Here is a 6,985-nt window from a genome sequence, read left to right on the forward strand (position 1 = left end):
CGTCGCGAACGAGTGAGCGGCACCCCACTGACCACCGGATATACAGGTGAGAGGCACCTCGAAGCCCTGGTATTGTTGTCCATGTCGCCGCGGGAAACCGGGGCCGACCACCTAGTCCGGGTGGCGGAATGGCAGACGCGCTAGCTTGAGGTGCTAGTGCCCTTTATCGGGCGTGGGGGTTCAAGTCCCCCCTCGGACACCGACTGGTAGCCCACGGGTTGCCCCAGAGTGCTGGTTGAGATTCATCTCGACCAGCACTTTCTGTTTCCCGGAGTCGTAGTTGAGGGCGAGCCCGAGCTGCCGGTAGATCTCCGCCTTGTCCGCGGCTTCGGCTTGGCGTACGACGGCGGCCAGGTCGCTGATGGAGCGTACGAGCCGGGCGATCTCGTCACGGGGCATCCGTGAGCCGGGGCCATGGGTCGCGGTGCGCAGTTCGGCTACGGCGCGGGCTTTGCGGGCCTGTGTCTCGGCGATCCATTGGGTGACGAGGGCGGGGTCGGCGCCGGCTTCGAGCGCTGCGCGGTGGGTAGCGAGCTTGGCGTCGCAGTCGGCGATCACTGTCCGGGCGGCTTCAGCGGTACTTTTTTCATCGCTGGCGAGGGGCGCGGCACCGGCCATCAGATCGATGGTGTCGTCGAGGCGGTGCGGCAGGAACACTTTGCTCAGCCAGTCGTCGAGCGGTGGGAGGATCCACGTCTCCCGCAGGTAGACGTTGCGGGGGTGCTGGATGTGGTTGGCGAGGGCGTACTCCTCAGGGAAGCGGCATCGGTAGTACGCCTCGTCGTGCGCCCAGTGCCCTTGCATTTTGCGCCCGCACACGGCGTGGGTGAGTGCACCCCGCAGGACGTAGAGGTTCTGGGTTCGTTTGACTCCGTGGGCGGGTCCGGTGCGGGTGCGGGAGGCGAGGATGTCCTGGGCCTGGGCGAAGGTCTCGTCGTCGATGAGGGGGGTGTGCGCGATGCGCTGGGAGACGAGCCATTTGTCTTTGCTGTTCCAGCGCAGTGTGGTGGTGTAGCCGAGGGTGACGTCCTCGATGTCCAGCAGGCTTTCGTGTTTGTGCTGTCGGTTCCAGACCTGTCGACCGGTGTAGCGGGGGTTGGTGAGGATCGCGCGGACGGCGCTCTTGGACCAGGCCCGTGTGTCGCGGTGCGAGTTGCGGGCTGGGTCGTGTGCGGAGGGGCTGGGGATCTGGTCGCGGGTCAGGCCTTCGGCGATGGCGAAGATCCCGAGCCCGCGCAGGTACTCGGTGAAGATCCGTACGACGACGGGAGCGGCCACAGGGTCGGGTTCCAGGCCGTGCAGACGCCTGCCGGTGGCGGCCTTGCCGGGGTTGGGGTGCGGGCCCAGGTCAACGAGCCGGTAGCCGTAAGGAGGGCGTCCGCCGAGGTAGCGGCCCTCGATGAGGGTCTGCGAAGCCATGGCGGAATGCACACGGATCTTGATGCGGTTGCGCTCGCCCTTCGACATGCCGCCGAAGACGGACATGATCAGGTCGTGTGCTTCGTTGTCCGGGTCGATGGCTCCACCGACTTCCGGCACCGACAGCGGGACGCCGTAGTGAGTGAAGAGCGGGAACGTGTTGCCGAACTGCGTTCCGCAGAAGGCACGTTGCGGTTCACCGATCACGACGGCGTCGAAGCCGCGCTGAGGGTCGGCCAGCGCGGCCAGGAGCGCCGAGGCCCCCGGCCGCCGTTTCCAGGGCAGGGCGCGGGTCTCGCCGATGTCGAAGTATTCGGCGGTGATGATGCCCCCGATCGGCTCGATGAGGGTGCGGGCCCGGCCGAGCTGCCACAGACGCGACGCCTCGGGGTCCTGCTGGTCTTCGGTGGACACCCGCCCGTAGAAGGCGAATCTCAGGCCGCGGCCCACGGCTGCAGGTGGAACGGGCGGGGTCTGGTTCCAGGCAAGCAGCCAGGAGGGGAGGTCATCGTGGGGCGTCACCGTGGTGTTCTTCCTGTTGGTGGCCGATGTGGTCGTCCAGGGATAGCTCAGCTCTTGGAAGAGAGCCAGTTCGTGCGAGATGACGCCTCACCATGCGAAGAAGCAATGCGGCAGCCGACGGGGTCAGCTCGGGGCCCTGCACGGGGAGGACGACCTGAAAGCCAGCGGCTGCTTCCTCGCAGTGGTGACGCGGACTCATGGGCTGGCCCCCGGGCAGCGGTCCCGCGCGATCTCCTGGCGGCCGGGAGCGCAATCGCCGGCCCTGGCCAGCAGGGTATTGAGGGCGTGGTCAGCTTGCTGGGGGACGACGCTGTTACCGAGGAGACGGAGCTGGGCAGCGCGGGAGAGTTCCGGGGTGCCGGTGACGTGACCGGTGAGGCCCATCATCCACTCGACGAATGCGGCAGACAGGCGCCGCGTGCCGGGCTGAGTGGGACAGGGTGCGGCCCTTCCGGTCACGCGCTCCCATCTGTGGATGGCGGGCCGGTAGGCGCCCCACCAGTGGGAAGGTGAGTGACGGCTGTTCGCAGGTTCATGCCGCCCTGGCGTTTCGGGGTCGTGCCCGCACCGCCGACTCCGTCGGATGAGGTCGGGGTGGGCAACAGGCGCTCGGTCTCCGTGATCGTGACGTTCGGAGCGGTGAGCGCTGCCGCTGTGGAGGCAAGGGTGAGGCTGCCGTCGCCGTGTCGCTGGTTCGGTGAGCCCTTGGCACCGTCGCTGGCTTTCGGGGTGGGCAACAGGTGCTCTACCTCGTCGGCCAGGGTGGGGCCGTGACCTCCGGCCTTCCGTTTGTCGGGATGCTGAGAGCCGCCGTTGCGGCCCAGATTCGACGTCGGCGTCTTCAACAGCAGCTCGCAGCCGTGGTGTTGTGGGCCAGGCGGTGAGGAAGACGCGCTCGCGACGGTGCGGGGCGCCGACGTCACAGGCGCGTACGCATGTCCAGCTCGCGTCGTACCCGAGGTCGGCCAGGTCCGCGAGTAGCACGCCCAGTGCCCGCATGCAGGGTTGATCGGATAGGTCTCCCAGACACCGCGGGCAGGGTTCCAGGTGGCGAAGGGCGTGGGTTCCGGCTCGGGTGGAGAGCAGGACGCGGACATTCTCGATCACCACCAGGCAGGGGTTGAGGGCTTCGATGGCGTCGACGACATGGCGCCACAGGCCGGATCGGGTGCCGGTGGCCAGTCCGGTGCGGGGTCCGGCGACCGAGAGGTCCTGGCAGGGGAAGCCGGCGGTGAGGACGCACACGGGCTCGGTCTGGTGCCAGTCGATGGCCTGTACATCGCCCAGGTTGGGCACCTGCCAGTGGCGGGCGAGGACTTGGGCGGCGTGTGGGTCGGTCTCGGCGTGCCAGGCGATGTGGCCGCCGAGTGCGGCCTGGACGCCCAGGTCCAGGCCGCCGACTCCGGAGAACAGGCTGCCGATCGGTAGGTCAGTGACCGCCACAGCGGCCCCTTCGGGCACAGGTGCGGGAGTGGACGGCAGCCGGGGTTGCCGGCCTGCAGGCGGCCCTGGCCGTGCACCTCGGCTCGCCCGTCGTCCATCTCGCGTCTCTCGTACCGGTGTGCTGTCCGGGTCGGGTGAAGACGAGTACGTCCTCGTGCTGGACTACCGCGAGGGGGATGCCCTGGCGGCGGGCGTCGCGGACGTTCTTCATCTGGAAGAACGACGGGCGGGCGATGAGCTGACTGTCGCGGATGCCCGCGAGGAGGGCGACGCAGCGTTCGGCGGCGATGAGTCCGGCCACCTGGCCGGCGGCGAGGACCGCGGAGGGCAGGTCGACGAGTTCGCCGCGCTCGCGCCAGGGGCGGGTGGTGACGACCACGGTGCCGCCGGGGCGCAGGACGCGTCGGCACTGGGTGAGGATCTCGGTGAAGGCGTCCAGGAGCCGGTCGGTGGAGACGTGGGCCAGGTTGGAGGGGTCGTGGCTGTAGCGGTAGTCCTTCTTGAGCACGCCGCGCTCGCCGGTCTCGCGAGTGGAGCGGACCTGTCCGTGCACCGAGTTGCCGTACGGCGGTGAGGTGACGACGAGGGCGATCTTGCCGTGGTGGCGTTCGTCGATGAGCTCGGTGAGTCGGCGGGCGTCGCCGCACGCGACGTGTCCGCTGCCGCGTCCGGTTGCCTGCAGGGTGTGGATGACGTTGTCGCGGGCCACGTCGGCCCAGCGCGCCTCGTACTCGGTACCGAGGGCGTGACGGCCAAGGCGGATGGCCTCGACGAGGGTGGTGCCGATGCCGCACATGGGGTCCAGGACCAGGTCCCCGGGGCGGGAGTAGGCGGTGATGGCGTGGGCGGCGATCTGCGGGAGCATCTTGGCGGGGTGGGCGGCGGAGCCAGGCACGTAGCGGTCAGCGCGCTGGGCGGGAGCGGAGGTGGGGGCGGTGTTCCACACCGAGAGGGGGGAGGGCACGACGGTTCTCCTCTGCCTTGGCCTACGCGTGGGTGATCGCGGACAGGGCGATCAGGTCGCAGTGCGCGACGCCGCGGGGCGCGTCCGGGGGAAGGGCGGGTACGAGGCGGTCGCCAACCGGGTGGCCGTAGACGATCACGATGTGCTGGAGGTAGCGGAAGCCGGCGGTGCGGGCGGACGCGATCAGTGAGCCGAGCGGGTCGGTGAGGCGTCCGGAGTCCCGGCGCTGTCGGGTGGCCAGCAGCAGGAAGCCGTCGGTGGGGAGGAGCGGGTCGGGGAACCTCGCCACCGCTCCGATGCGTGTGGACGAGTTCCTGGCCCTGCTGCGCGACCGCTACGGGCTCCACATCGACCGGCTTCCCGAGAGCGACGGATTCACTGGAGCCCACCTCGACGACCAGGCGGCGCTGCGCGCCAACTCCACAGCATTCCTCAACCGGCTGAGGGAGATCGGCTACTACCAGGACATGTCTGACGCCTACCTGACACAGACCATCACCCCCCGGTACACCATCGGCACCGCGGCACGGACAGGAGCCGCCCCCCGATGAGCAGCGGCACCACGGGAATGACCGAGCCCACCGCCAAAGACCTGCGCGACGCCATCGAAAGCGTCCTCGCGCCCCGGCTCGCCGCACTCGTCGCTACGCGAAGCACCGGGCACTGCATGCGGATCACCGAGGTGGAAGCCGAACTGGCGGCGGCACTGGTGCGCCGACTGCGGGGAGCGGTCGGCCCCGACGCCACCGTCTGCCTGCTCCTTCCCGAGGCCGAGCTCGCTCCCGACCGGCCATTCCACGACGTCGGCGTCTCCAGTACCAAGCTGGTCGAACTCCGCAACAGAACGGAGGGCGAGGGCATCCTGCCCGGACCGCTCCTTGCCTTCGTTCCGCCCGGTACGAAGGTGAGCGCCGAGGACTCGTTCGGTATCGCGACCTTCGAAGAAGTACCGCTCGGCGACGCCTATGCCCACCTCGCGGAGCACCTCCTCGACCAGGTGCCCGAGCGGCTGCGCCCCGGAATCGACGCGCTGCTTGCCACCCTCCGCAGCCTCCCGGGGGCCCGGGGCGGCGACCGCGCAGTCGCCCACTACCTCCTCACTCTCCGGGCCAATGACTACCGCGAGCAGGTCGCCGGGGCGGCGGCGTACCACTTTGGGCTCGTACCGGACTTCGACCTGTTCACCGACCTCGAGCTGGTCTCCGAGCGTGTCGGGAAGAACCACCGTCTGGTGGAGAAGCTGACCGCCTCACCGCACTCGGAGCGGCAGCGCGTCCTCGAGCTGGGGCTGAGCGACAGCGACTTCGCCTCCCGTCTCGCCGGCTTCGCCTCCCGCTGCGGCCTGGAGGACCCGCAGGTATGGACCCGCCGGATCGTGGTCGACCGGGAGAACTGGTCCCTTTCCTTCGGTAACTGGCGCATCGACGAGAAGAAGCGCGCGGCCGTCTCCATCGAGGTGCGCGAACTGGGCCTGCCCATCGTCGGCGACAGCGCGGAGAGCGCTCATGTTCACCCAGCCCTCTCCGCCATCGTGGGCCAGCCCTACTTGCTCGCCGGGGAGAAAGGCGTACGCGACCTCGCTGTGCCCTTCGCGGTACAGCCCGAGCCCCGCAAGGTGGAGGGGCTGACGAGATTCCGTGTGGAGATTGTCTCGGAGAGCGGCGGCCCGATCGGTCGGATCGGGCACATCGGCAAGGGCACGCGTCCGAAAGCCGAGTACAAGGCCACCCTTGTCCGCCTCAACAAGGTCGACTGGGAAGAAGGGTGGCACTACGTTAGGGTCGTTCCGCTAGACAAGGACGACGAGCCGCTCGACGTCCTCCCCGGAGCGCACGACCTGCCCGGTGGTGAGAGCGAGCACTTCTACGTCGTCCCCGGAGGCGAGATTGAGGAGCCCCCGGAGCGCAGTGTGGGGCGATTCTCCGGAGTTGCCCAGGCACTGAGGTCCCTGCAGCTCGACGCCATGGCTGCCGCCGAGGACCCGGAACAGGTCACCCCCCTCGACGCACGCTGGCGGCCGGTCACCGCACGCAGCCCGCAAAAGATCCTTAACGTGCGGATCCAGACCGTCGGCAGCGCCGAGGTTCGGCTCTCGCCGTTGCTCGTACAAGCTCAGCAGGACCTTTTGGCCCGGCCGGGCGACACCTCGCTGCGCAGGATCCTCCTGCATCCCGACGGCTCCGCCGAGATGTCCACCGACACGGACCAGGACCTGGAGGACGTACTCACGGGGCGGGCGGCAGAGGCTTACCGCGACTTCCTCGCCGCCCGGCGCGCCTACTTCGCCGCCATCGGCGGACAGACCGACCGTACGTCGCAGGACGGTGTGGCAACATCGGACGGACTCCTGGTCAGCGAAGCCGTCGACTTCGAGGGTGTTCGGGACGAACTAGGGTCTGTTGCGAAAGTGGATCTTGATCGGTGATGATCATGCGTTGTGGCGCGTGGAGATCTGACAGATGCACAGCGGTCGCGGCTGGAGCCGCTGCTGCCGATGGGCAAGAAGGCCGGGAGGCCGCCGGTTTGGACCAGGCGGCAGCTTATAGACGGCATACGGTGGCGGACGCGGGCTGGAACGCCGTGGCGGGATGTGCCCGAGCGGTACGGGCCGTGGGACCGGGTCTACGACCTGTTCCG

At 68.9% G+C, this 6,985-nt stretch carries 7 protein-coding genes and 1 tRNA gene; 4 read left to right on the top strand and 4 right to left on the bottom strand.

Translation table 11 applies throughout. The features are described 5' to 3' along the window. The first annotated feature begins 114 nt into the window (after window positions 1-114). A tRNA-Leu gene (locus ACFWDI_RS31165) sits at window positions 115-199 on the top strand. On the opposite strand, the gene ACFWDI_RS31170 is transcribed toward ACFWDI_RS31165, so the two are convergent. From ACFWDI_RS31170 to ACFWDI_RS31185, 4 genes are all read right to left on the bottom strand, one after another. Continuing rightward, a complete protein-coding gene (locus ACFWDI_RS31170; protein ID WP_385309111.1) occupies window positions 181-1,941 on the bottom strand; it encodes a recombinase family protein in 1,761 nt (586 codons plus the stop codon). The two genes, ACFWDI_RS31165 and ACFWDI_RS31170, sit on opposite strands and share 19 nt — an antisense overlap. 195 nt (window positions 1,942-2,136) lie before the next feature. Continuing rightward, window positions 2,137-3,402, bottom strand: a complete 1,266-nt coding sequence (locus ACFWDI_RS31175) for a DNA cytosine methyltransferase (RefSeq protein ID WP_385309112.1) — start codon at window positions 3,400-3,402, stop codon at window positions 2,137-2,139. Continuing rightward, on the bottom strand, window positions 3,371-4,348 hold the full coding sequence (locus ACFWDI_RS31180; protein ID WP_326653777.1) for a DNA methyltransferase: 978 nt from the start codon (window positions 4,346-4,348) through the stop codon (window positions 3,371-3,373). Before ACFWDI_RS31180 ends, ACFWDI_RS31175 begins: the two co-directional genes overlap by 32 nt. A gap of 22 nt (window positions 4,349-4,370) precedes the next feature. Beyond that, window positions 4,371-4,637: a hypothetical protein gene (locus ACFWDI_RS31185; protein WP_385309114.1), complete on the bottom strand. Its 267-nt coding sequence runs from the start codon at window positions 4,635-4,637 to the stop codon at window positions 4,371-4,373. 7 nt (window positions 4,638-4,644) lie between these two features. On the opposite strand from ACFWDI_RS31185, the gene ACFWDI_RS31190 reads away from it, so the two are divergent. The 3 genes from ACFWDI_RS31190 to ACFWDI_RS31200 all read left to right on the top strand — a co-directional run. Beyond that, window positions 4,645-4,899 (top strand): hypothetical protein, encoded by a 255-nt coding sequence (locus ACFWDI_RS31190; RefSeq protein WP_385309116.1) that lies wholly within the window; start codon window positions 4,645-4,647, stop codon window positions 4,897-4,899. After that, window positions 4,896-6,773, top strand: coding sequence for a hypothetical protein (locus ACFWDI_RS31195; protein ID WP_385309118.1), 1,878 nt, complete (start codon window positions 4,896-4,898; stop codon window positions 6,771-6,773). The genes ACFWDI_RS31190 and ACFWDI_RS31195 overlap by 4 nt, the downstream gene beginning before the upstream one ends. Before the next feature lie 12 nt (window positions 6,774-6,785). Continuing rightward, the coding region (locus ACFWDI_RS31200) for a transposase (RefSeq protein ID WP_385309120.1) at window positions 6,786-6,985 on the top strand (200 nt) is incomplete at its 3' end.

Source organism: Streptomyces sp. NPDC060064 (assembly GCF_042736455.1).
GTDB lineage: Bacteria > Actinomycetota > Actinomycetes > Streptomycetales > Streptomycetaceae > Streptomyces.

Coding starts and splice junctions, on each gene's coding strand:
- ACFWDI_RS31190 (WP_385309116.1), top strand. CDS start 4,645: ATGCGTGTGGACGAGTTCCTGGCCCTGCTGCGCGACCGCTACGGGCTC.
- ACFWDI_RS31195 (WP_385309118.1), top strand. CDS start 4,896: ATGAGCAGCGGCACCACGGGAATGACCGAGCCCACCGCCAAAGACCTG.